The sequence below is a fragment of the Caulobacter sp. UC70_42 genome (assembly GCF_044056025.1).
Taxonomy (GTDB): domain Bacteria; phylum Pseudomonadota; class Alphaproteobacteria; order Caulobacterales; family Caulobacteraceae; genus Caulobacter.
In genome coordinates this window covers 3,035,771-3,058,164 of sequence record NZ_CP171994.1, presented here as the reverse complement: position 1 = coordinate 3,058,164, position 22,394 = coordinate 3,035,771, and the positions used below count along the sequence as shown (strand labels likewise).

The window sequence follows — 22,394 nt, the reverse complement described above, 5'->3', positions numbered from 1 at the left end:
ATCCGCGCCCGATGAACCCCTCGCGTCCCTTCATCCAGCGGCCGGTCGCCACGGCCCTGTTCATGGCGGCCATCGTCCTGGCGGGCCTGGTCGGCTTCCGGCTGCTGCCGCTGTCGGCCCTGCCCCAGGTCGACTATCCCACCATCCAGGTTCAGACCCTCTATCCCGGGGCCAGCCCCGAGGTGATGAGCCAGACGGTCACCGCGCCGCTGGAGCGCCAGCTGGGCGAGATGTCGGGCCTGGCCCGGATGAGCTCGGTCAGCACGGCCGGGGCCTCGGTCATCACCCTGCAGTTCAATCTCGGCGAGACGCTGGACGTCGCCGAGCAGGAGGTGCAGGCGGCCATCAACGCCAGCAGCTCGCTGCTGCCGGCCGACCTGCCCGCCCCGCCGATCTACGCCAAGGTCAACCCGGCCGACGCGCCGGTCCTGACCCTGGCGATCACGTCGGACACCCTGCCGCTGACCGAGGTGCAGAACCTGGTCAACACCCGCCTGGCCCAGAAGATCAGCCAGGTCTCGGGCGTGGGCCTGGTGTCGCTGTCGGGCGGCCAGCGACCGGCCATGCGCATCCAGGCCGACACCCAGGCCATGGCCAGCTACGGCCTGACCCTGTCGGACGTGCAGACCGCGATCAGCGCCGCGAACGCCAACAGCGCCAAGGGCAGCTTCGACGGTCCGACGCGCAGCTACACGATCAACGCCAACGACCAGCTACTCAGCGTCGACGACTACAAGAACCTGATCGTCACCTATAAGGACGGCGCGCCGATCCGCCTGTCGAACATCGCGCAAGTGGTCGAGAGCGCCGAGAACACCCGCCTGGGCGCCTGGGCCGGCAAGACCCCGGCGATCATCGTCAACGTCCAGCGCCAGCCCGGCGCCAATGTCATCAAGACCGTCGACGCCATCAAGGCCAAGCTCCCCGAGCTTCAGGCCGGCCTGCCCGCTACCCTGGATGTCCAGGTCCTGGCCGATCGCACCACGGGGATCCGCGCTTCGGTGCACCATGTCGAGATCGAGCTGCTGCTGGCCGTGGCGCTGGTGGTGCTGGTGATCTTTTTCTTCCTGCACAGCCTGCGCGCCACGGTGATCGCCAGCCTGGCCGTTCCGATCTCGCTGATCGGCTCGTGCGGGGTGATGTATCTGATGGGCTTCAGCCTCAACAACTTGAGCCTGATGGCCCTGACCATCGCCACCGGCTTCGTCGTCGATGACGCCATCGTGATGATCGAGAACATCACCCGCCACCTGGAGAAGGGCGAAAAGCCAATGGAAGCCGCGCTGAAAGGCGCGAAGGAGATCGGCTTCACGATCATCTCGCTGACCATCTCGCTGATCGCCGTGCTGATCCCGCTGCTGTTCATGGGCGACGTGGTCGGACGCCTGTTCCGCGAGTTCGCAATCAGCCTGGCCATCACCATCCTGATCTCGGCGGTCGTTTCCCTGACCCTGACGCCCATGCTGTCGGCCCGTTGGCTGAAACCGCACGAGGGCGAAGAGGCGAAGGGAATCGGCAAGAAGGCCCAGGACCTGTTCGCCAAAGTCGAGGCTCGTTACGAGATCGCCCTGAATTGGGTGCTGGAGCGCCAGGTGGCGACCCTGGTGGTCGCCGTGGGCACGCTGGTCCTCACCGGGCTGCTCTACCTGATCATTCCCAAGGGCCTGTTCCCCACCCAGGACACCGGCCAGCTTCAAGCCCGCACCGAGATGGCCCAGTCGGCCTCCTACGACCGCATGGCGGCCCTGCAGCAGCAGGCGGCCGAGGCGATCCTGGACGATCCGGCGGTGGAGAACGTCGCCTCGTTCATCGGCGTCGACGGCGCCAACAACGCCATGCTCCATACGGGCCAGATGCAGATCAACCTGAAACCCGACCGCTCGGGCTCGCAGGAGAAGATCATGCAGCGGCTGCGCGAACGCGTGGCCAATGTCCCCGGCGTGACGCTGTACCTCCAACCCACCCAGGACCTGACCATCGACGCCGAGACGGGGCCGACCCAGTACCGGCTGTCGCTGGAGGGCGCCGACACCGCCACGATCAAGGAATGGGCCGGCAAGCTCACCGCCGAACTGGCGAAGGTGAAGGCCGTCCGCAACGTCTATTCCGACGCCTCGGCCACCGGCCAGGCCGCCTATGTCGACATCGATCGCGACACCGCCGCGCGCCTGTCGATCACGGCTTCCGACGTCGACGACGCGCTCTACAGCGCCTTTGGCCAGCGGATCGTCTCGACGATCTTCACCGAGACCAACCAGTACCGGGTGATCCTGGAGGCCAAGCCCGGCGTCCTGGTCGACCCGACCACCCTGGGCAACCTGAACCTCAAGACCGGCGGCGGCTCCCCCACCCCGCTCGCGGCGTTCTCGACGATCAAGACCCAGCAGTCGCCGCTGCAGGTCACCCACGTCGCCCAGTTTCCAGCCACCACGATCGGCTTCGACACCGCCCCCCGGGGTCTCGCTGGGCCACGCGGTCGACGAGATCCGCAAGGCCATGACCCGGATCGAGATGCCGGTCGCCGTCACCCACACCTTCCTGGGCGCGGCCGGGGCCTATCAGAACTCGCTGTCCAACCAGCTATGGCTGATCCTGGCGGCCGTGGTCTGCGTCTACATCGTGCTGGGCGTGCTTTACGAGAGCTACGTCCACCCTCTGACCATCCTGTCGACCCTGCCCTCGGCGGGCGTCGGCGCGCTGCTGGCCCTGTGGATCACCGGCAACGACCTGGGCGTGATCGGGATCATCGGCATCATTCTCCTGATTGGCATCGTCAAGAAGAACGCGATCATGATGATCGACTTCGCCATCGAGGCCGAGCGCGAGGAAGGCAAGAGCCCGCGCGACGCCATCTTCCAGGCGGCCATCCTGCGCTTCCGCCCGATCCTGATGACCACCCTGGCGGCCCTGTTCGCGGCCATTCCGCTGATGCTGGGCTTCGGTGAAGGCGCCGAACTGCGCCGCCCGCTGGGCATCGCCATCTTCGGCGGCCTGCTGCTCAGCCAGCTCCTGACCATGTTCACCACCCCGGTTGTCTACCTGGCCTTCGACCGCCTGGCCCCGACCGCCAGGCGCGAGCGCCGCGATGACGGCCCGCACCCCGATCGCATCGATCCCGAGCCGATCCCGGGGGCGCCCTCGTGAACCTGTCGGGACCCTTCATCCGGCGGCCGGTCGCCACCATCCTGCTGACCATCGGTCTGGCGATGGCGGGCATCGCGGCCTTCTTCGTGCTGCCGGTCTCGCCCCTGCCGCAGGTGGATTTCCCGACGGTCTCGGTGTCGGCCAACCTGTCTGGGGCCAGCCCCCAGACCATGGCCTCCAGCGTCGCCACCCCGCTGGAGCGGCGGCTGGGCACGATCTCGGGCGTCAACGAGATGACCTCGCAGAGCTCGACGGGCTCGACGCGGATCACCCTGCAGTTCGACCTCAACCGCCAGATCGACGGGGCCGCCCGCGAGGTGCAGGCCGCGATCAACGCCGCCCGCGCCGACTTGCCCGCGACGCTGCGCAGCAACCCGACCTATCGCAAGGCCAATCCGTCCGACTCGCCGGTGATCATCCTGGCCCTGACCTCGGACTCAAAGACGCCCGGCCAGATCTATGACGCGGTCTCCAACGTCGTGGCCCAGCGCCTGGCCCAGGTCAGCGGCGTCGGCGACGTCGAGATCGGCGGCGGTTCACTGCCGGCTGTCCGCATCTCGGCCAACCCGTTCCTGCTGAACCAGTACGGCGTCGCCATGGAGGACGTCCGGGCGGCGATCCAGTCGGCCAACGCCAACCGTCCCAAGGGCGCGCTGGAGGGCAACGGTCAGCGCTACCAGATCTATACGACCGGCGCGGGCCGCAAGGCGGCCGACTATGCCGGCCTCGTGGTGGCCTGGCGTAACGGCGCGCCGATCCGCCTGTCGGACGTCGCGCAAGTCACCGACAGCGTCGCCGACACCCGGACGCTCGGCCTGTTCAATGGCAAGCCGTCGATCATCGTCCTGATCACCGCCCAGCCGGGCGCCAACATCATCGAGACGGTCGACAGCGTCCGCGCCGTCCTGCCAGAGCTTCGCGCCCAGCTGCCCTCCGACATCACGGTCGACGTCGCCAGCGACCGCACCAATTCGATCCGCGCCTCGCTGCACGAGATCGAGGTCACCCTGCTGATCTCGATCATCCTGGTCATCGTAGTGGTCAGCGTCTTCCTGCGCAGCGCCCGCGCCACCTTCATTCCCGCGGCGGCGACCATCGTCTCGCTGCTGGGAACGTTCGGGGTCATGTACCTGCTGGGCTTTTCCCTCAACAATCTCAGCCTGATGGCGATCACCGTCGCCACCGGGTTCGTGGTCGACGACGCCATCGTCGTGCTGGAGAACACCGCCCGCCACATCGAGAAGGGCATGGACCGCTTCGCGGCGGCCCTGCTGGGCGCGCGCGAGGTCGGGTTCACCGTGCTGTCGATCAGCATCTCGCTGGTCGCCGTCTTCATCCCGCTGCTGTTCATGGGCGGCCAGGTCGGGCGTCTGTTCCGCGAGTTCGCGGTCACCCTCTCGGCGGCGGTGCTGATCTCGCTGGTCATCAGCCTGACCACCACGCCGATGATGTGCGCCTACCTGCTGCGCCCCGAGAAGAAGGACAAGGAAGGCCGCCTGTCCCGCTTCTTCGAGACGGCGTTCAACCGCGTCCACAAGACCTACGAGCACAGCCTGGACTGGGCGCTGCACGCCAAGCCGCTGGTCATCGCCCTGCTGGTGGCCGTGATCGCCATGACCGCCTGGCTCTATATCGCCGTCCCCAAGGGCTTCTTCCCGCAGCAGGACAGCGGCCAGTTGATGGCCGGCATGCGCGCCGACCAGTCCGTCTCGTCCCAGGCCATGCAGAAGAAGCTGCGCCAGGTGGTCGGCATCATCCACAAGGATCCCGCCGTCGACACCGTGGTTGGCTTCACCGGCGGCGGCCGCGCGGGCGGCGGCTTCATGTTCGTGAACCTCAAGCCGATCGGCGAGCGCAAGGAGAAGGGCTCGGCCGTCATCGCCCGCCTGCGTCCGCAGCTGCAGCGCGTGACCGGAATCAGCGTGTTCCTGAACCCGGTGCAGGACTTGCGCATGGGCGGCCGGCAGAGCAACTCGACCTACCAGTACACCCTGACCAGCGACAACAGCGCCGCTCTGAAGGAGTGGGCCGCCAAGCTGGCCGAGGCGATGAAGGCGCGCAGCGACGTGCTGACCGACGTCGATTCCGACCAGCAGGAGAACGGGGTCGAGACCCTGGTCACCATCGACCGCGACAGCGCCTCGCGGCTGGGGATCACGCCCCGGGCCGTCGACAACGCGCTCTACAACGCCTTCGGTCAGCGTCAGGTCGCGACCATCTACGAGGACGTCAATCAGTACGCCGTGATCCTCGAGTGGCAGCAGAAGTTCGCCCAGGGACCCGAGGCGCTGAACGACGTGCACGTGCCGACGCGGCCGTCCGGGACGGCGAAGGCCACCGGTCCAAGCGTCAATCCGGCCCTGCGCGACCAGTCGACCGGCTCGGCCCTGAACACCTCGGCCACCGCCATGACGCCGCTGTCGGCCATCGCCAGCGTCGCCCAGAACGCGACCCCGACCTCGGTCAACCACCAGAACGGCGAGCTGGCCACCACTGTCTCGTTCAACCTGGCGGACGGCAAGTCGCTGAGCGACGCCCAGGCCGCCGTCGCCCAGGCCGAGGCCGAGATCGGCATGCCGACCTCGGTGCGCGGCAGCTTCCAGGGTCAGGCCCGCCAGGCCAACGACCAGATGAAGCAGCAGCCGCTGCTGATCCTGGCCGCCATCGTGGCGATCTACATCGTGCTGGGCATCCTCTACGAGAGCTACGTCCATCCGATCACGGTGCTCAGCACGTTGCCCGCCGCCGGCGTCGGGGCGGTGGTCGCCCTGCTAATCTTCAGGATGGAGTTCTCGATCATCGCGCTGATCGGCGTGTTCCTGCTGCTGGGCATCGTCAAGAAGAACGCCATCCTGATCATCGACTTCGCCCTGGACGCCCAGCGCAGCCGGGGCCTCTCCGCCCAGGAAGCCGTGCGCGAGGCCAGCCTGCTACGCTTCCGCCCGATCCTGATGACCACCTTGGCCGCCGCCCTGGGCGCCCTGCCCCTGGCCATCGGCTTCGGCGAAGGCGCCGAGCTGCGCCGCCCGCTGGGCGTGGCCATCATCGGCGGCCTGATCGCCAGCCAGCTGCTGACCCTGATCACCACCCCCGTGGTCTATGTCTATCTCGACCGCCTGCGCGGGAAGACGCGCAAGGACGAGCGGCATCTGACCCACCACCCGACCGCGCCGGAGCCCGCTCGATGATCCGCCTTTCGCGCCTGATCGGCGCCGCCTCGCTCCTCGCCCTCGGCGCCTGCTCGATGACGCCGGCCTACGAGACGCCCGCGCTGAAGTCTGCGCCGCCAGCTCAGTTCAAGGCCCTGGAAGGCTGGAAAACCGCCACGCCGTCCGACCATCTGGATCGCGGCGACTGGTGGACCCTGCTGGGCGATGCGCAGCTCAATGCCCTGGCCGAGCGCGTGAAAGTGGACAACCAGACCATCGCCCGCGCCGAGGCGGCCTATCGCCAGGCCCGCGCCCTGGTCCGCGAGCAGCGCGCCAGCCTGTTCCCGACCGTCGACCTATCGGGCTCAGCCACCAAGTCCGGCGGCGGCGGCACCAAGACCACGACCTCCGTCGGCGGCGCCACCCGCGCGGGCGACACCCAGCGCTATCAGGTCGGCATCGGCGCCAGCTGGGAGCCGGACGTCTGGGGCCGCATCCGCGCCGGGATCAGCGGCGCCAAGTTCAGCGCCGAAGCCAGCGCCGCCGACCTCGCCGCCGCCCAGCTCTCCGCGCAAGGCGAGCTGGCGACCAGCTATCTGGGCCTGCGCCGCGCCGACGCCGAGATCGCCATGGTCCGGGCCACGGTCGAGGGATACCAGCGCAGCCTGCAGATCACCACCAACCGCTACAACGCCGCCATCGCGCCCAAGTCCGACGTACTGCAGGCCCAGGTCCAGCTGGCCAACGCCCAGTCGACGCTGGAGGGTCTGGTCCAGGATCGCGCGACCTTCGAGAACGCCATCGCCGTGCTGGTCGGCGAGCCCGCCAGCAGCTTCCGCATCGCCGCCGTCAGCGACTGGAAGCCGGTCGTGCCGGAGATCCCGATCGGCGTGCCGTCGACCCTGCTGGAGCGTCGCCCCGACGTCGCGGCCGCCGAGCGCCGCGTCGCCGCCGCCAATAACGACATCGGCGTGGCCCGGGCGGCCTTCTTCCCGACCTTCAGCCTGTCCGCCAACGGCAATTCGACCTCCAGCGTCCTGGGCGACCTGCTCACGACCTCGGCCAACACCTGGTCGCTGGGCCTGTCGGCCGCCCAGACCCTGTTCGACGCCGGGGCCCGTAGGGCCAGGGTCGCGCAGTCGCGCGCGGCCTATGACGCCACCGCCGCCGACTATCGCCAGACGGCTCTCCAGGCCTTCGAGGACGTCGAGAACCAGCTGGCCGCCGCGAGGGCTCTCGAGCGGCAATACGCCCTGCTGCTGACCGCCTCCCAGGCCGCCGACCAGACCGAGCAGATGCTGTTGAACCAGTATAAGGCCGGTCAGGTGGCCTATACCGACGTCGTCGCGGACCAGGCCTCGGCCCTGTCGGCGCGGCGGACGCTGTTGCAGACGACAGTGGCGCGTCAGACAACGGCGGTGGCGTTGGTCCAGGCCCTGGGCGGCGGCTGGCGCTGAAAACTTGTTGAGGCTGGCGCCTCGCGACTCTAACACTTGTTTGAGCGCGACGATCCGGGAGCCTTCGCATGACCACCGCCTATCTCTGTGACGGCATCCGCACGCCCATTGGCCGCTATGGCGGCGCGCTCTCCAAGGTTCGGGCCGACGACCTGGCCGCCATCCCGCTGAAAGCCCTGGCCGCGCGCAACGCCGGCCTCGATCTCGAGGCGATTGACGAGGTGGTGCTGGGTTGCGCCAACCAGGCCGGCGAGGACAACCGCAATGTCGCCCGCATGGCGCTGCTGCTGGCCGGCTATCCGGTCGGCGTGCCGGGCGTGACCGTCAATCGCCTCTGCGCCTCGGGCCTGGAGGCGATCGGTTACGCCGCCCGCGCGATCCTGGCTGGTCACAATGATCTGCTGATCGCCGGCGGCGTCGAGAGCATGAGCCGCGCGCCGTTCGTGATGGGCAAGGCCGACAGCGCCTTCTCGCGCAACGCCGAGATCTTCGACACCACGATCGGCTGGCGCTTCGTCAATCCGGCCATGCGCAAGGCCTATGGCGTCGACTCCATGCCCGAGACCGCCGAGAACGTCGCCGCCGACTACGGTGTGAGCCGCGAGGACCAGGACGCCTTCGCCCTGCGCAGCCAGCAGCGGGCCGCCGCCGCCCAGGCCAACGGCTTCCTGGCCGGCGAGATCGCCCCGGTCGAGATCTCCGGCAAGGCCGGCCCGACGATCGTCGAGCGCGACGAGCATCCGCGCGAGACCACTCTGGAGGCCCTGGCGAAGCTGAAGCCCGTCGTCCGCGAAGGCGGCACGGTGACGGCCGGCAACGCCTCGGGCGTCAATGACGGCGCGGTGGCCTTGATCGTCGCCTCCGAGGAGGCCGTGAAACGCCACGGCCTGACGCCGCGCGCTCGCATCACCGGCTACGCCACCGCCGGCGTCGCGCCACGGGTGATGGGCATAGGCCCCGTGCCCGCGGTTCAGAAGCTGCTCGCCAAGACCGGTCTGTCGATCGGCGACTTCGACACCGTCGAGCTAAACGAGGCCTTCGCCGCCCAGGGGCTGGCGGTGCTGCGTCAGTTGGGCCTGCCGGACGACGGCGCGCACGTGAACCCGAACGGCGGCGCCATCGCCCTGGGCCACCCGCTCGGCGCCTCCGGCGCGCGGCTGGTGCTGACCGCCCTTCGCCAATTGGAGGCGACCGGCGGCAAGCGCGGCCTCGCCACCCTCTGCATCGGCGTCGGCCAGGGCGCGGCGCTCGCCTTCGAGCGCGTCTAGTGTCGCTGGTGGATCCGGAGTTGATCGAGGCCCTGCGCCAGACGGTGCGCGCCCTCTGCCGCGACTTCCCGCCGCCCTACTGGCGCGCCCTGGATCGCGAGAAGGCCTATCCGACCGAGTTCGTGGCCGCCATGACCAAGGCCGGCCTGCTGGGCTTGCTGATTCCGGAAGACTACGGCGGCGGCGGTCTCGGCCTGACGGCGGCGGCGGCGATCCTGGAGGAGGTCCACGCCAGCGGCGGCAACGCCGCGGCGCTGCACGCCCAGATGTACACCATGGGCACGGTCCTTAGGCACGGCTCGACGGCGCAGAAGGAGACCTGGCTGCCCCGGATCGCCGACGGCTCGATCCGCCTGCAGGCCTTCGGCGTCACCGAGCCGACGGCCGGCACCGACACCACCTCGATCTCGACCTTCGCCCGCCGCGAGGGGGATGCGTATGTGGTCAACGGTCAGAAGGTCTGGACCAGCCGCGCCGAGCACTCCGACCTGATGGTCCTGCTGGCTCGCACCACGCCCAAGGACCAGGTCGCCCGCAAGAGCGACGGCCTGTCGGTCTTCCTGGTCGACATGCGCGAGGTCAAGGGTCGCGGCCTCTCGATCAGCCCGATCGCCACCATGCTGAACCACGCCACGACCGAACTCTTCTTTGACGACATGGTGATCCCCGCCGACAGCCTGATCGGCGAGGAGGGCAAGGGTTTCCGCTATATCCTCGATGGCATGAACGCCGAGCGGATCCTGATCGGGGCCGAGTGCCTGGGCGACGCCGCCTGGCTGATCGACAGGGCGCGCGACTACGCCAACAGCCGCGTGGTCTTTGGCCGCCCGATCGGCCAGAACCAGGGCGTTCAGTTCCCGATCGCCCGGGCCTACGCCCAGGCCCACGCCGCGCGCCTGACCATCTACGACGCCGCCGCCCGCTACGACGCCGGGCTTCCGTGTGGAGAGCAAGCCAATATCGGCAAGATGCTGGCCTCGGAGGCCTCTTGGGCGGCCGCCGACATGTGCCTGCAGACCCACGGCGGCTTCGGCTTCGCCGAGGAGTACGACATCGAGCGCAAGTTCCGCGAGACGCGGCTGTACCAGGTGGCGCCGATCTCTACGAACCTGATCCTGGCCTATGTCGCCGAGCACGTGCTCGGCCTGCCCCGCTCGTACTGATGCAAAGGCGGCGGACGGCGGTCCTGGCGGCCTCGGACCTGGCCCGGCTGGCGGCAGTGCTCGACCGCCCGACGCCCGATGAAGTCCCGCCCGCCTGGCACTGGGGATGTCTGGCCGAACCGATCCCCCGAGCCGATCTCGGCCCAGACGGCCATCAGAGGCGCGGTCTGTTCCTGCCAGCGATCGAAGCGCCTCGGCGGATGTTCGCGGCGGCGGACATGACCTTCGCGGGTCCCCTCATCCCCGGCCTCGAAACCGAGCTCGTCGAGACCGTCGCCAAGATCGAGGAGAAGCCAGGCGCGAGCGGCCCCCTGACCTTCGTCACGGTCGACCGGACGTTCAGCCAGGCCGGCGAGGTCCGCGTCACCGAGCGCCAGACGATCGTCTACACCGCCGCGCCGCGCGCGCCGCGCGCGCCTGACGCTGAAGCCCGACCCAACGCCGAGTGGTCCAGAGAAACGCCTACCGATCCGGTGTTGCTATTCGCCTTCTCGGCGGCGACCTCGAACAGTCACCGCATCCACTACGACCTGCCCTACACGACCGAGGTCGAAGGCTATCCGGGCCTCGTCGTCCACGGCCCGCTGATCGCCCTGCTGCTGCTCGAGGCCATGCCCGCCCGGCCGCTGAAGCGTTTTTCGTTCCGGGCGCTGAAGCCGGCCTTTGCTGGTGAGACCATCGCGGCGAAAGGACATCTCACTGACGACGGCGCTGCGTTGTGGGCGGAGGTCGATGAGGCCGTGGTGATGAAGGCGACGGCCACCTTCTAGGCCGCCCTACTCCTCCAGGGTCGACGTATCGAACCCGTGGTAGAGCGACAGGAACCGGAACGGGTGCCCCTCGACATATTCCTTGAACATCACGTTGTTGATGTCGCTCTGGGTGTCGAAGGTCCCGATCTTCGCGCTCGGGGCGTGCAGCTCCAGGTGACGGCGGGCCAGGTTCAAGGCGACCTGGTCGATCCAGCGAGTGACGGTGTCGCGTGACAGTCGCGCGTCCAGATAGGCCCGCAGCCAGCGCAGCAGGATGGATGTCTCCGGCGTGGGACGCGCCAGCAGCAGGTTGGCGGTGATCCGCGAGCCGGCCTGGAAGTTCTTGTCGTTCAGGTTCAGCACCAGGTCGGCGTCGGCCCACCGCTCCAGCAGGTCGGCGACGCCGCGTTGGAGCAGCAGATCGATGTCGGAGACGAAGACCGGTCGTTGCAGCAGATCCAGCAATCCGCCCAGGCGCTGGAAACGCACCGACTGGTAGTGGGCGACCGGGATCTCGATCAGCCCCTTCGGCGGGGCCTCGAAGCACTTCGTGGTCACCGCCGAGGCGTCGAAGTCGTCGCCGACGAACACTACCCGCGGGTCATCGATCCGCACCGTCGCGGCGGCCTCGGCCAGCTTGCCGGCGCCGCCGATCACATGGATCACCACCAGGAACGGCGTGTCGCTGTGCTTGAGCACCGACAGAGCCAGCCAGCGACCATACAGCTCGACATAGCGAGGGTCGCCAGCGGCGAAGAACACCACTTCGACCCCGAGGGCGTCGGCGTGGGCCTTCAGCCCCTCGCCATCAAGGGTCCGGCCATCGCCAGTCAGAAAGGTCTGGGGGCCGTCGTCCGGCGCTGGCGGGGTCGGGCCGTTCAGGTCCGCGCCGGTCAGGGCCTCCATCACCGCGCGGTAGTGATTGACCCAGTCGCCCCACTCCGGCCCCGGCGACTCCATGCCCATGGCCGCGGCCTCGGCCAGCAGCAGTTCGAACAGTTCGAGGCGCTCGCGGGTCAGGGGCTCGCAGAGGATCAGGCTGACAGCGTCGTGATAGAATTTCATCCGGCCTAGCGGATGCAGGCCCGACTGCGTATCGCGGGCGGTGGCGATGGCCTTGGTCAGCTCGGCGGCGACATCCAGCGCCGGTTCGGTCGGTAGCGCGACGGGGGGCGCGGGCTCGGTCGGCACGCCCTCGAAGAAGCGCCCGAGCAGGGCCAGGGCCTGAGCGCCGACCGGCAAGGTCCCCTCACCCAGCATGACCGCGAAGTTCAGGCCGCCGCGCCATCCGACCTGCAGCTCGAACCGTTGCGGGGCCTGGGCCCAGACGGCCTCGCCCGGGAAGGTCAGGTGCTCGAGCAGCGGGGTCTTGGGGGCCAGCACCAGGGCGCCGTCCAGGTGGTCGGCGGCCCAGCGGTGATGGGCGAAGCCGCGGTAGGCCCCCTCGGGCTTGAGCGCCTCGAGATAGCGCGACGGCGTGGTGATCCAGCCGGCCTCGGCGATCAGCGGCAGGCGCTCCAGCAGCGCGGACGGCCGGGCCAGGGTCTGGACCACGTGCGTGGCCAGCACACAGTCGAAGCGACCCTCGCGCGCGACATGGACCAGGACGGGGCCATAGGTCTCGGGATCGGAGAGGTCGCCGGGGAAATCGGCGCCCTTCCCGCCTAGCGTGGCGTCGCGCAAATCTTCCGGCCAACCGGGCGGCCCCTCGCCGACCAGCAGGACTCGAAAGTCCAGGTCCTCCGCCTTGCATCGCCGGAGCTGGGCCACCAGCCCGGACAGGTCGCCCAAGCTCGCCAGTTGGCCGAACTGCGCGGGCCGCGTCGTGCGACGCCCGAACAGATCGCCAAGCGGAACTTGGCTCACGAAGCGCCGCCTTCCCAGAGCCGGCCATCGGCGGGGATGGCCTTGACCCGGTCGCGCCGCGTCAGCTCGTGGCGATAGATGGTGTGAAGATCGGGCTCGGTCTGCATCTCGCGATCGTCACGGTCCAGCGACAGGCCGATGCGGAAGTAGGTGTCGAGATTGGTCAGGTTCGGACGCGGCCTCTGGCCCGCATGATACTCGGCGATCATCTCGCGGTAGAGGTCTTCCAGCTTGCCGGCCAGCAGGTCCATGTCGAACAACACGCAGCTGTCGCGGTTGGCCTCCAACGTCTCGCGCAGAGCCTGGGCCTTGGCGCGATCGACGCCGATCTCGACGGCCTTCTCGACATAGGCCCGCGCGCTGTCGACGACCAGCTCGGGCAGGCCGGCGCTGCGCACTAGGCTGCCGCAGACCCGCGAGGCGAAGCAGCGCCCCGACCAGGTCAGGACCGGCACGGCCATCCACAGCGCGTCCGAGGCCGTCGTATGGGCGCCGTAGGGCGTGGTGTTCGAGGAACAGGTCGGCGAGGCGGTAACGAGCCAGATGGAAGGCGTTCTGCAGCTTCTGGGCGAAGACCAGGCGGGTGCGATCCACGCCCCGCACCTCGGCCGCGTCGCGCAAGCGGGCGTTGGTTTCGGGATTGCTGTCCAGCAGCCACAAGACGCTGCCGGGCGTGCGCTTGAGGATCTCCATCCAACGGTCGAAGACGTGGGGCGTGATCTTCTGCGTGGCGTTGAAGCAGCAGAACACGAAGGCGTCCTCGGGCAGGCCGGCCTCGGCGCGGGTCGGGATCGTCTCCTCCACCTTCCGGCGGCGATCGTTGGGCTGATAGCAGGGGATTCGGCGCACGGCCTCCGAGTAGTAGAGCTCCATCTCCGGCGGAATGATCCACAGGTCGGCGATGATGTAGTGGTGGTAGTCGCTGCCCATCGTCCCAGGGTAGCCCAGCCAGTTGACGATGATCGGGGCCGGACGGCGGGCGAAGACCGAGGTGCGAGCGTCGCGGGTGTGGCCGTTGACGTCGACCAGGATGTCGATCCCGTCGTCGGCGATGCGCTGAGCGGCCTCGTCGTCCGACATCGGGCGGATGTCGGTGAAGTGCTCCACCGCCGCGCGGATGCGGGTGTTCAGGCCGTCACTGGACTCCGGCCCGCAGTAATAGGCGAAGACCTCGACTTTCGACTTGTCGTGAACCTCGAACAGCTCGGCCATCAGGTAGCCGACGGCGTGATCGCGCAGGTCGGAGGAGATGTAGCCGATGCGCGGACGACGGCCGTTGATGTCGATCGGGGCGTCACGGCGGTCGAGACGGATCTGTTCGGGCGTAACCTTGGCCTCGCGCTCGACGAAATGGTTGCCCGCGGCCAGCAGCAGCAGCGGGTCGTCGGTATAGGCGGCCACCGACAGCGGATTGACGCCTTCCAGCAAGGTCTCGCGCGGGACGCGCTCCGTCGGCTGCAGGGCCGGCCACTTGCATAGGGACAGGCGCGTGGCGACCAGCTGGCCGATCACGTCCATGGCCGAGGGATCCAGTTCGGCGGCGCGCTGCAGGGCCAGCTCGGCGCGGGCCGACTGGTGCATGTCGCCCAGCAGCCGCGCGATCTGCTTGAGGCAGGTGAAGGCGTAGCCCGCGCCCACGCCGCTGATGACAACCTGGCGGTTGGCGCCCGCCTCCCAGGTGGCGACGGCCAGCTCGCCCAGCCCGGCCCGCTCCTGGATGCCGCCCAGGTTCACATAGGCAGGAAGGAAGTCGGGATTGAGCTTGATCGCCTGTTCCAACGAGGCCGCCGCGCCGGGGTTGTCGCCCAGAGCCGCCTGCAGGACCGCGCGGTTGAACAACGCCACCGACAACTGCGGGTGCTCGGCGTTGAACTTGATCCAGACCTTGTAGGCCTGGTCGGCGAGCGCTGGCTGGCCTTCCGCGCCAAGTTGCGAGGCAAGGGTGATGAGGTCGCCGAGCGAACAGTCCTCGGCGGTCAGCGTGCTGAGCAGGTTCAGCGTATCGACGTCAGCCATTGTCTTCCTGAAACCGATGGGCGGCGGACGGGCGCGCGCGAAAGCGGCGCGCGAGTCAGCGCTGCGTGATCATGGCATGGGGTTTGGAACTCGACCAATGCTCGAGAGCAAGGATCGCAAGCGGTCCGCCGTCCGCGCCTCGGGGAGGCGCGGACGGCGGCCGGGATCAGCTCACCGTCAGGTAGGCCGCGATCTGGGCGTCGCTCAGGCTCTGCACCTGAGCGGTGGTCAGGGCGTTGGCCTGGGTCGTGGTCAGCGCCGCGATGTTGGTCGTCGACAGATAGTCCAGCTGGGTGGCGGTCAGGCCGGAGATCTGAGTGGCTTGCAGCTGGCCGATCTGGGTCGTGCTCAGCGCGTCGATCACGGTCGTGCCCAGCGCGCCGAGCTGACTGCTCGTCAGGGCCGCCAGCTGCGTGTCCGCCAGCTCGCCCACGTCGGTCACCGACAGACCCTTCAGCTGCGAAGCGGTCAGACCCTTCATCTGGGTCGTGGTCAAAGCGGCGGTCTGGGTGGCGTCCAGGGCCGAGACGTTGGTCGCCGAGAGGGCCGCCAATTGCAGGATGCTCAGCGCCGCGATCTGGGTGTCGATGAACTGGCCGACATCGGCCGCGCTCAAGGCCGCCAACTGGCTCGGCACGATGCCCTTCACCTGGGTGCTGGTCAGCGCGCCGACCTGCGTGCCCACCAAGGCCGAGAAGGCCGTGGTCGACAGCGCGCCGACCTGGGTCGCGGCCATCAGGGCGATCTGGGCGGCCGACAGCGTCCCGGCCTGGGCCGCGCTCAGGGCCCCCACCTGGGGCGCCGTCAGGGCGGCGACCTGGGTGTCGGCCAAGTCGCCGATGTCGGTGGTCGACAGCCCCTTGACCTGGTCGAGGGTCAGACCCTTGACCTGGGCCGCCGTCAGCGCGGCGGTCTGGGCGGCGTCGAGGGCCGAGATGTTGGTCGTCGAGATCAGCGCCAACTGGGTCGGGGCCAGGCTGGCGACCTGGGTCGTCGTCAGTTCACCGATGTCGGTCGTGGTCAGGCCCTTCAGCTGGTCGGCCGTCAGCCCCTTGACCTGGGTCGTCGTCAGCGCGGCCACCTGGGTGTCGACCAGGGCCGAGAAGGCGGTCGCGCTGAGGGCGCCGATCTGGGCGGGCGACAGCGCGCCGATCTGGGTCTCGTCGAACTCGGCGACGTCGGTGACGGTCAGCCCCTTGATCTGAGCCGTCGTCAGGCCCTTCAGCTGTACCGAGGTCAGCACGCCCACCTGGGTGGCGCTCAGGTTCGAGAAACCGGTCGGCGTCATGCCGCCCAGCTGGGTCGAGCTGAGAGCCTGCACCTGCGTATCGGCCAGGGCGGCGATGTTGGCGGTGTTGAGGCCGCCCATCTGGAGCGCCGTCAGGCCCTTGATCTGGGTCGTCGACAGCGCGGCCAGCTGGGTGTCGCGCATCAGCGAGACATTGGTGGACGAAATCGCGCCCAACTGGGTGGCCGTGAGGCCGCCGACCTGGGTGGTCGACAGTTCCTGCAACTGGCTCGGGACCAGGGCGCTGATCTGGGCCGGCGCGAGCTGGCCGATCTGGGTCGCCGACAGCTCATCGATGTCGCTGACCGACAGACCCTTCAGCTGGGTCGTGTTCAGCGCCTGGAGCTGGGTGTTGGCCAGAACCGCGACCTGGGTGTCGGCCAGGGCCGAGATGTTGGTCGCCGACAGCTGCTTCATCTGGTCCGCAGTCAGGGCGCGGATCTGGGTGGTCGAGAACTCTCCGATGTCCGTGACCGTCAGGCTCTGCAGCTGGCTGGGCGCGATACCCTTGATCTGGGTGGCGTTCAGCGCCGCGACCTGGGTCTGGCTCAACTGCGAGAAGCCCGTGGTGCTGAACGCGCCCACCTGCAGGGCCGAGAGCCCTTGGATCTGGGTGTCGGCCAGACGGTCGAGCGCGCCGCCCGAGGCTAAGCCCTTGATCTGGGTGGCGGTCAGGCCCTTGACCTGGGTCGAGGTGATGGCCGCGAACTTCGTGTCGTTCAGGCTGTTCAGGGACGTGACGTCGAAGCCGCCGAGCTGGGCGCCGCTCAGCGAGCCGATCGCCGTCTCGCTCAGTTGCGTAACCGGAGGGCCCATGCCGGTGATCTGGGTAGCCGTGAGGCCCTTGACCTGGGTCGTGGTTAGGGCGCCGGCCTGTGTCGCGCTCAGCGATCTCAGGTTGGTCGCCGACAGCGCGCCGATCTGGGTGGACGACAGCGCGGCGACGTTGGTGTCGCCGAAGCTGCCCAGGATGCCCTGCGGCAGCGCGCCGATCTGGGCCGTCGTAAGACCGGGGATCTGGGTCGCTTCTATGCTCTGGTAGAAGGCGCCGGCAAAGTTACCGATGGCTTCCTTCTTGATCGCGCCGATCTGGCTCGCGGTCAGCGACTTGACCGCAGTGCTGCTGAGCGACGTGATGTTGGTCGATGTGAGCGCCCCCACCTGCGCCGTGGTCAGACTAGCAAGCTGCGTGCCCGTCAGCTCGTTCAGCGTGCCCCCCCCGACCCCCGCCAGTTGGGTGACGGTCAGCGCCTTCAGCTGGCTGGCCGTCAGCGCTTGGGTCTGCGTCGTGCTGAGGAAGTCCAGCATGGTCGTCGGCAGGGCCGACAGCATGCTGGTTGACATCGCCGCTGTCTGTGTCTCGTCGAGAGCGTCCACGAAGGAGAACCACAGGCCGTTCGCCTGCGTGCCCGTCAGCCCGCCCATCTGGGTGGTCGTCAGAGATCCGATCTGGGTCGAGTTCAGACTGTTCAGGGCGGTGGTGGTCAACGCCCCCAGCTGGCTGGCGGACAGCTTGGCCACCGCGGTCGAGAACTCGAAGGTGTTGAAGGCGTCCAGGGCCTTCAGCTGGGTGGCCGTCAGGCCCTTGACCTGGGTCGCGGTCAGGCTCTGCACCTGGGTCCCGTCCATGGCCAGGAAGGCGGTGTTGCTGAGCGCGCCCACCTGGCTGGCGGTCAGGCCGGCCAGTTGGGTCGTCGACAGCTCCTGAACCTGGGTGTCGGCCAGGGCGCCGATCTGCAGCACCGAAAGCGCGCCGATCTGGTTCGCCGACAGCTCGTCGATGTCGGTGACCGACAGGCCCTTCAGCTGGGTGGCGTTCAGCGCCTGGATCTGGGTGTTGGCCAGAACCGCGACCTGGGTGTCGGCCAGGGCCGAGATGCTGGCCGCCGAGAGGTTTTTGACCTGGTCGGCCGTCAGGGCCTGGATCTGGGTCGTCAGCAGCTCGCCGACGTCGGTGACCGTCAGGTTCTTCAGCTGGTCGGCCGTCAGACCCTTGATCTGAGTCGTCGTCAGGGCGGCGACCTGATTGGCGTCCAGCGCCGAGAAGCCGGTGGCCGTCAGCGCGCCGACCTGCGCCGCCGAGAGCGCTCCGACCTGGGTGGTCGACAGTTCACCGACGTCCGTGACCGTCAGCGCCTTCAGCTGGTTAACCGAGACGCCCTTGATCTGCGTTGTCGTCAGCGCACCGACCTGGGTGGCGTCCAGAGCCGAGAAGCCCGTCGCCGAAAGCGCGCCCAGCTGGGTCGGCGTCAGGGCCTTGACCTGGGTCGTCGAGAACTCGGCGATGTCGGTGGCGTTCAGCGCGCCCAGCTGCGAGGCGGTCAGGCCCCGGATCTGGGTGTCGTTCAGCGCGCTGACCTGGGTGGCGTCCCAGGCGGCGAACTTGGTCGCGCCCAGCGCGCCGATCACCGAGGCGCTGAGGCCCGAGATCTGGGTGGTGGACAGGTCCGCGACGTTCAGCGCCGCGATCTGGCCGCTCGACAGCGCGCCGATCTGGGTCTGGTTCAGTTCGCCGATGTCCGTGACGCTCAGGCCGGCGATCTGGGTGTTGGTCAGACCCTTCATCTGGGTCGCCGTCAGGGCGGCGGTCTGCGTCGCGTCCAGGGCCGAGAGGTTGGCGGCCGAGAGGTTCTTGATCTGGTCGGCGCCCAGGGCGCCGATCTGTGTCGCGGACAGTTCGCCCACGTCGGTGAGGGACAGGCCACTGATCTGGGTGGCGGTCAGGCCCTTCATCTGGTTCGCCGTCAGCGCCGCCACCTGGGTGTCGACCAGGGCCGAGAAGTTGGCCGCCGACAGCGCGCCGATCTGGACGGTCGACAGGGCCGACAGCTGGGTCGTGTTCAGCTCGCCGATGTCGGTGACCGAAAGGCCCTTGATCTGCGCGGTCGTCAGGCCCTTGATCTGTGTCTCGTTGATCAGCGAGACCTGGGTCGAATTCAGGGCGGAGAAGCTGGTCGCGGCCATGGCGCCCAGCTGGCTCGCGCTCAGCGCCTGGATCTGCGTATTGGCCAGGGCGGCCACGTTGGTGGTGGTTAGCGCCGCCACCTGGGCGGTGGTCAGGCCCTTCAGCTGGGTCGAGGTCAGGGCGCCCATCTGGGTGGCGTCCATCAGGCTGAAATTGGTGGCCGTGATCGCGCCGACCTGCGTGCCGTTAAGGGCGCCCAGCTGCGTGGTCGAAAGCTCCTGAACCTGGGTCGAGGCCAGGGCGGTCAGCTGGGCGGCCGACAGCGCGCCAACCTGGGTCGCCGACAGCTCGTCGATGTCGGAGACCGACAGGCCCTTGAGCTGGGTCGTGTTCAGCGCCTGGATCTGCGTGTTGACCAGGACGGCTATCTGGGTGTCGACCAGGGCCGAGATGCTGGCCGCCGAGAGGTTCTTGATCTGGTCGGCCGTCAGGGCCGAGACCTGGGTGGTCGACAGCTCGCCGATGTCGGTGACAGTCAGGTTCTTCAGCTGATCAGCCGTCAGGCCCTTGATCTGGCCCGTCGAGATCTGCGCCATCTGGGTGGCGCTCAGGGCCGAGAAACCCATCGAGGTCATGGAGCCCAGCTGGGTCGCCGTCAGGGCGCCGATCTGGGTGTCGGCCAGGTCGCCGATGTCGGTGATCGACAGGGCCTTCAGCTGCGAAGAGGTCAGTCCCTTCATCTGCGTGGTCGTGAGGGCCGCCGTCTGGGTCGCGTTCAGCGCGGTGAAAGCCGTCGCCGTCAGGGCGCCGACCTGGGCCGCGCTCAGGGCGCCGACCTGGGTCGCGGCCAGCTCGCCGATATCGGCGGCCGTAAGAGCGGCCAGTTGAGCGCTGGTCAGGCCTTTCACCTGGCTCTCGGTGAGCGAGCCGACCTGCGTGGCGTCCAGGGCCGCGAAGTTCGTCGCCGACAGCGCACCGACCTGCGTGGCGGTCAGCTGGCCCAGCTGAGCCGTCGAAAGGCTCTTCACGTTGGTCAGGTTCAGGGCCGACAGCTGCGAGGTCGCCAGGGCGCCGATCTGGGTATCGGCCAGTTCGGCGATGTCGCTGGCCGTCAAGGCCTGCAGCTGGGCCGCGGACAGACCCCTCACCTGCGTGCTGCTCAGCACCGCGACCTGGGTGTCGACCATCGCCGAGACGGCGGCCGTGCTCAGGTTCTTGATCTGGTCGGCGCTCAGCGCCTTGACCTGGGTGGTGGTCAGCTCGCCGATGTCGGTGGTCGTCAGGTTCTTCAGCTGATCGGCCGTCAGACCCTTCACCTGGGTCTCGGTCAGGGCCGCCATCTGGTTGGCGTTGAGCGCCGAAAGATTGGTCGTGGACATCGCGCCCAGCTGGGCGGTCGTCAGGGAGGCGACCTGGGTGGTCGAAAGCTCGCCCACATCGGTGGTCGTCAGCGCCTTGATCTGGTTGGCCGTCAGGCCCTTGATCTGGGTTTCGTTGATCAGCGAGACCTGGGTGGCGCTCAACGCGGAGAAGCTGGTCGTCGAGATCGCGCCCAGCTGGGTCGACGAAAGTCCGCCAATCTGGGTGTCGGCCAGATTGCCGACATTGCTCACCGTCAGGGCGCCCACCTGCTGAGCGGTCAGGCCCTTGAGCTGCGTCGTCGTCAGAGCGCCCAGCTGCGTGGCGTCCATCAGGGTCAGGTTGGTAGTGCTGACCGCGCCCAGCTGGGTCGAAGTCAGGCCGCCGATCTGGGTGGTCGTCAGCGCCTGCGCCTGGGTGGTGGCCAGGACGCCGACCTGGGCGGCCGTCAGGGCGCCGACCTGGGTCGAGGACAGCTCACCGATGTCGGTGACCGTCATGCCGCGGATCTGGGTCGCGCTGATCCCAGCGATCTGGCTGTTGTTCAGCCTTGCGACCTGGGTGTCGGCCAGGGCCGAGAAGGCGGCCGCCGTCAGCGAGCCCAGTTGAGTCGGCAGCAGGGCCTCGACCTGGGTCGTGGACAGTTCGCCGACGTCGGCGGCGCTTAGCCCCTTCAGTTGATCGGCCGTCAGACCCTTGATCTGAGTCGTCGTCAGCGCCGCCACCTGGGTGTCGGCCAGGGCCGAGATGTTGGTGGAGGTGATGGCGGCCAACTGGCTGTTCGCCAGGGAGCCGATCTGGGTCGTCGTCAGCTCGCCAATGTCGGTGGTCGTCAGGGCCTTCAGCTGGTTGGCCGTCAGACCCTTGATCTGGCTCGTCGACAACGCCGCCACCTGCGTGGCGTCCAGGGCCGAGAACGCGCCGGTGGTCAGCGCGCCTAGCTGGGTCGCGCTCAGGAAGCCGACCTGCGTGGAGGTCAGCTCGCCGACGTCGCCGACGCTCAGGGCGGACATCTGCTGGGCCGTCAGGCCCTTGATCTGGTTCTCGGTCAGGCCGCCGACCTGGGTGGCGTTCAGGGCCGCGAAGGCGGAGGTCGACAGGGCCGCGACCTGGGTCGAGGCCAGTACCCCGATCTGGTCGGTCGAAAGCGTCGCGGCCTGGCCCGTGGTCAGGGCGCCAAGCTGAGCGACGCTGAGGCCGCCGATCTGGGTCGAGGACAGCTCACCGACGTCGGTGACCGTCATGCCCTTGATCTGGTCGGCGGTGACGCCCTTGATCTGCGTCGTCGTCAGCACGGCCATCTGCGTGTCGGCCAGGGCCGAGAAGCTGGCGACGGTGAGCGCGCCGAGCTGAGCCGCCGAGAGCGCGCCGACCTGCGTCGTCGACATCTCGCCGACATCGGTGGCGGTCAGGCTCTTGATCTGCGCGGCGGCCAGGCCGGCGATCTGGGTGGTGGTCAGCGACGCCATCTGGCTGGCGTCGAGGGCCGACACGTTGGTGGTCGACAGCGCCGCGACGCGATCCACGCCAAGGGCGGCGATCTGGGTGCCGACCAGTTCGCCGACGTCGGCGACGGTCAGCCCCTTCGCCTGGGCGACGCTGACGCCCTTGATCTGATCCTGGCTCAGGGCGGCGATCTGCGTGCCGACCAGGCCCGAGAAGTTCGTCGCCGACAGGGCGCCGATCTGCGTCGAGCCGAGGCTGGCGATATGCGACACATCGAGGGCCGCAAGCTGGGTCGAGGTAAGCGCCGAAACCTGGTTGGTCGAGAGTTGCGTCAGTTGGGTGACGTCGAAGACCACCGATGTCGCGAACTTCGGGATCTGAGTGGTGGTGAGCGCCTTGACCTGGGTCGCGCTGAGCGCGGCGACCTGGGTGTCGGCAAGCGCGCCGATCCCCCGTCGCGCTGATCGCGGCGATCTGGGACCCGTTTAGGGACTGGATGTCGGTTGTGGACAGCCCCTGGATCGCCGTGATCGAGAGGTTCGAGATCTGCGCTGCAGAAAGGCTCGAGATCGACATTCACC

Annotated in this window: 7 protein-coding genes and 3 pseudogenes; 7 read left to right on the top strand and 3 right to left on the bottom strand. The window is 68.5% G+C overall.

The window, feature by feature from the left end; genetic code table 11:
• Positions 1 to 11: 11 nt before the first annotated feature.
• From ACHMW8_RS15170 to ACHMW8_RS15140, 7 genes and pseudogenes are all read left to right on the top strand, one after another.
• Positions 12 to 2,405 (top strand): annotated as a pseudogene (locus ACHMW8_RS15170) (efflux RND transporter permease subunit); the annotation flags it as partial.
• Between the two features lie 91 nt (positions 2,406 to 2,496).
• Positions 2,497 to 3,144, top strand: coding sequence for an efflux RND transporter permease subunit (locus tag ACHMW8_RS15165; RefSeq protein ID WP_395443005.1), 648 nt, complete (start codon positions 2,497 to 2,499; stop codon positions 3,142 to 3,144).
• Entirely contained in the window at positions 3,141 to 6,332 is a 3,192-nt protein-coding gene (locus ACHMW8_RS15160) for an efflux RND transporter permease subunit (RefSeq protein WP_395443004.1), read from the top strand. The genes ACHMW8_RS15165 and ACHMW8_RS15160 overlap by 4 nt, the downstream gene beginning before the upstream one ends.
• The gene (locus tag ACHMW8_RS15155; protein ID WP_395443003.1) at positions 6,329 to 7,750 is read left to right on the top strand and encodes an efflux transporter outer membrane subunit; all 1,422 of its coding nucleotides are present in this window, start codon (positions 6,329 to 6,331) and stop codon (positions 7,748 to 7,750) included. Before ACHMW8_RS15160 ends, ACHMW8_RS15155 begins: the two co-directional genes overlap by 4 nt.
• A 68-nt stretch (positions 7,751 to 7,818) precedes the next feature.
• On the top strand, positions 7,819 to 9,018 hold the full coding sequence (pcaF, locus tag ACHMW8_RS15150) for a 3-oxoadipyl-CoA thiolase (RefSeq protein WP_395443002.1): 1,200 nt from the start codon (positions 7,819 to 7,821) through the stop codon (positions 9,016 to 9,018).
• Complete coding sequence (locus ACHMW8_RS15145) at positions 9,018 to 10,181, top strand: acyl-CoA dehydrogenase family protein (RefSeq protein ID WP_395443001.1); 1,164 nt, start codon at positions 9,018 to 9,020, stop codon at positions 10,179 to 10,181. The genes pcaF and ACHMW8_RS15145 overlap by 1 nt, the downstream gene beginning before the upstream one ends.
• Positions 10,181 to 10,951: a hypothetical protein gene (locus ACHMW8_RS15140; protein ID WP_125156341.1), complete on the top strand. Its 771-nt coding sequence runs from the start codon at positions 10,181 to 10,183 to the stop codon at positions 10,949 to 10,951. The genes ACHMW8_RS15145 and ACHMW8_RS15140 overlap by 1 nt, the downstream gene beginning before the upstream one ends.
• A 6-nt stretch (positions 10,952 to 10,957) precedes the next feature.
• Here the strand turns inward: ACHMW8_RS15140 and ACHMW8_RS15135 are convergent.
• The 3 genes and pseudogenes from ACHMW8_RS15135 to ACHMW8_RS15125 form a co-directional block, all read right to left on the bottom strand.
• A pseudogene (locus ACHMW8_RS15135) lies at positions 10,958 to 12,775 on the bottom strand (FkbM family methyltransferase); the annotation flags it as partial.
• A gap of 20 nt (positions 12,776 to 12,795) precedes the next feature.
• Positions 12,796 to 14,815 (bottom strand): annotated as a pseudogene (locus tag ACHMW8_RS15130) (N-acetylglucosamine transferase).
• A 166-nt stretch (positions 14,816 to 14,981) separates the two neighbouring features.
• Positions 14,982 to 22,169 (bottom strand): ice nucleation protein, encoded by a 7,188-nt coding sequence (locus ACHMW8_RS15125; protein ID WP_395443000.1) that lies wholly within the window; start codon positions 22,167 to 22,169, stop codon positions 14,982 to 14,984.
• Positions 22,170 to 22,394 lie beyond the last annotated feature (225 nt).